Origin of the sequence: Rubrivirga sp., assembly GCF_049648075.1 — a bacterium.
Taxonomy (GTDB): Bacteria; Bacteroidota; Rhodothermia; order Rhodothermales; family Rubricoccaceae; genus Rubrivirga.
In genome coordinates this window covers 1-2,953 of record NZ_JBARYR010000190.1, presented here as the reverse complement: position 1 = coordinate 2,953, position 2,953 = coordinate 1, and the positions used below count along the sequence as shown (strand labels likewise).

The following is a 2,953-nucleotide window of genomic DNA, read 5'->3' as shown; positions in this document are numbered from 1 at the left end:
GGTCGTAGGTGAGGCCGACGAGCGGCACGTCGCGGAACACCACGCCCTCGGCGTCAGGCGAGACGACCTCGACCGACACGTGGTGGCGCGCCGCTCCCGCGCGGCGCGAGAGGGCGTCGAACAGGTCGGGCCAGTCGGCGCGGGGCACAGCGAGCAAGACCTCTCGATCCGCGATCTGGCGGGCGTCCGCCCGAAGCGTCAACACCGGACACGGGGCTCGCCGCGCGACCACCTCAGCCACGCTCCCGAGCAGCCACCGGCCCATACCACGTCGGCCATGGCTGGCCTGAACGATGACGCCGGCGCCGACCTTCTCGGCCACCTCGTTGATCTGGTGCGCCGCGTTGCCGTGGCGGATCTCGACCTCGGTCGGCGTGGAGTCCCTGGCGACGCCCTCGATCCAGCGGCCGAGGGCGACAGACACGCGAGCCTCGAGGTCGGCCCCGCGGACCGGCGGGAGGGCCATCATGTAGGGGAGGGGGATCTCGACCGGCTCGACGACGTGGAGCGCGACGACCGACGTGCCCAGGTCGGCCGCGAGCGCGACGGCCGTCTCTAGCGCGAGGTCCGACGACGACTCGAATGCGAGAGGGGCGAGCACCGGCCCAGACGCCGCGACGTCGGCCTCGGGGCCGACGGTGATGACGGGGCACGGCGACTGGCGAAGGACAGACTCGGCCGTCGACCCGAGGGAGAGCCGGTTCCAACCCGTGCGGCCGTGCGTGCCTATCACGACCAAGTCGGCCCCGATCTCTCGGGCATAGCCGAGGATGGCTCCGGGTGCGGTAGGGAACCTCCTGTGGGCCTCGACGACCTCGCCCGTGCGGACGTCCCCTGTGGTCATCGGGTCGAAGCGGAGGTCGCCGGCCGGCGGGACAATCTCGACACGGAGCACGTGGAGCGTCGCCCCGTATCGCTGCGCCCAGGCGTTGGCCACCGAGCGGGCGGCCTGGGCGACGTCGCTGTCGTCGGTCGGGAACAGGACGGTCCGGACGTCGAGCATGGGTCTAAGGGCTGGAGGGTCAGGAGGCGAGAGCCGAGCGGACAGGGATAGATGGGCCGCCGAGTCGCTCGACCTCTTTGAGCGTCAGAACTGGGCACGGGGCGCGATGGAGGGTGGCCTCGGCGACGCTCCCGATGATCCGCGCCAAGCCCGTTCGCCCGTGCGTCCCCATCACGATCGCGCCGACGCCCCGCTCGACGGCGAGGGCGGGCACGACTCGCGACGGTGTACCGTAGGCGAGGTGGCACTCGGCGGGTGGCGCGTCGGTAGCGCCGCCTGCGAACCGGCGGAGCCGTTCACGAACGAGCCCTGCCTTCCCGGGGTCGACGTCCGTGACCGAGAGGAGCTCAGGCGCGAATGGCGGATAAGGCCCTGCGCCGCGGACGACGTGGACGAGTTCAACGGGCGCGCCGTAGAGCTCCGCGAGCGCGCGACCAGCGGCGAGCACGGCCCGGCTCCGCTCCGAGAAGTCGACGGCGACCAGGACGGGAGCGTCGGGCGAGGGAGAGAGACCGACCGCTTCGCCCGGAACACTCAGAACGGGGCACGGCGCTACGGCCACAACGGCCTCGGCAACGCTCCCCAGCAGCAGTCGAGTGACCCCGCTCCTGCCGTGCGTCCCGACCACCACGAGGTCGGCGTCGACCTCACTGACGTGGCGGAGGATGGCCGCAGCAGGCGCCACGTCGCGGACAACGGCGATCTCTGCGCCGTCCGGGCCCAACGCGTCGGCCGCGAACCGCTCGAGCTGGAGCCGGAGCGTCGCCGAGGGCGTGGCGTCGGGGACCTCGGCGGTACCGGACCGGAACAGGACGTCGGCGTGGACGAGGTGGAGCACGGCGCCGGCCCGCTCAGCGAGATCGGCGGCAAGGGTGAGGGAGACTTTGGAGGGTGTCGAGAAGTCGATGGCCGCGACGATAGTCTGGGGACGTGTCATGGCCGGGGGGCTCGGGTGGCCTGCCGGTCGACGGTGCGGGTGGCCCACCACCGGCCGCAGAGCGGGACCGTATCGACGCGGGTGCCGCTGCCACGGAAGTAGCCCTCGATGTGGCCGTCGCGATCGATCATTCCGCCGAACTCGGTCTCGAGCGGGACGCCGTGCTCCGGGTCATCGTAGCGCTCCAGGCTGCCCTGAAACGCGCGCCCCTCGACGGAGACGTAATGGACGGCGAGCGGGACGGCGTCGGGCACGAGGTCATCCTCGGTAGGTCGCGGGACCATCAGGACGGCGGCGCGGAGCGAGTCGTCGCCGGCCGCGAGGCGGAATACGATGGTCCCGTGTCGACCAGTGCCAGCGCAGGTGTAGCCTCCGACCCATTCGCCGACGAACGCGTCGAGGTCGGACTGCTCGCCCTCGATGCGCGCGGGCGTCTGGGCCGCGACGGCGGCCGAGAGCAAGACGAGGAGGAGCACACGCATGGCAGGTGGATCAGTGGGTCTGTCCTAGGGTCTCGCCCGAGGCGGCGTGTTCTCGCGGGGTGCGCCCGTTGGCCGGGGCGCTCCGTTACCGGCACGGCGTGCCGGGGTGGCCCCCACACCGGCCCGACGTCTAGGCAGCCTCCGGCGCGTCGTCGGGGTTGTCACCCTGACGAACGAGGTACGCGCCGGGCGCCACCGATGGGACCGGCGCGTCGGGGTCAGCCGTCCGGCGAGCGACGAGGACCGGGCACGAGGATCGCCGCGCGACGCCCTCGGCGACGCTCCCTAGCAGGCGGTCGAACACCGGACGCTCGTCGTGGGGGCCGACCACGACCAGATCGGACCCGAGCACCTCGGCGACCTTGACCACGGTCGGGACAGCCTTGCCGCTCTCGACGTACAGGTTCACGTCGAGGCCGCCGGCGTCGACGTGGGCGACCAGGTCTCGGAGCGCAACGGCGGCGCGCTCGCGGATCCTGGGGGCCGCGCTCGTCACCGTCTCGTCGATCCAGCGGAGAGGGTGCGGCATCG

At 72.4% G+C, this 2,953-nt stretch carries 4 protein-coding genes; all 4 read right to left on the bottom strand.

Features of this window, described 5'->3' with window-relative positions; translation table 11 throughout:
- A partial coding sequence (locus WBA11_RS05510) for a universal stress protein (RefSeq protein ID WP_424519713.1) occupies positions 1-1,003 on the bottom strand: 1,003 nt, incomplete at its 3' end.
- 19 nt (positions 1,004-1,022) lie between these two features.
- Positions 1,023-1,940, bottom strand: a complete 918-nt coding sequence (locus WBA11_RS05505) for a universal stress protein (protein ID WP_424519712.1) — start codon at positions 1,938-1,940, stop codon at positions 1,023-1,025.
- Positions 1,937-2,422, bottom strand: a complete 486-nt coding sequence (locus WBA11_RS05500; protein WP_424519711.1) for a hypothetical protein — start codon at positions 2,420-2,422, stop codon at positions 1,937-1,939. Before WBA11_RS05500 ends, WBA11_RS05505 begins: the two co-directional genes overlap by 4 nt.
- A gap of 130 nt (positions 2,423-2,552) precedes the next feature.
- Positions 2,553-2,953, bottom strand: a 401-nt coding sequence (locus WBA11_RS05495; RefSeq protein ID WP_424519710.1) for a universal stress protein, incomplete at its 5' end; no start/stop codon positions are given.

What these genes read in the sequence shown, in the direction of transcription:
- WBA11_RS05505 (WP_424519712.1), bottom strand. Translation starts at nt 1,940, where the DNA reads ATGACACGTCCCCAGACTATCGTCGCGGCCATCGACTTCTCGACACCC.
- WBA11_RS05500 (WP_424519711.1), bottom strand. Translation starts at nt 2,422, where the DNA reads ATGCGTGTGCTCCTCCTCGTCTTGCTCTCGGCCGCCGTCGCGGCCCAG.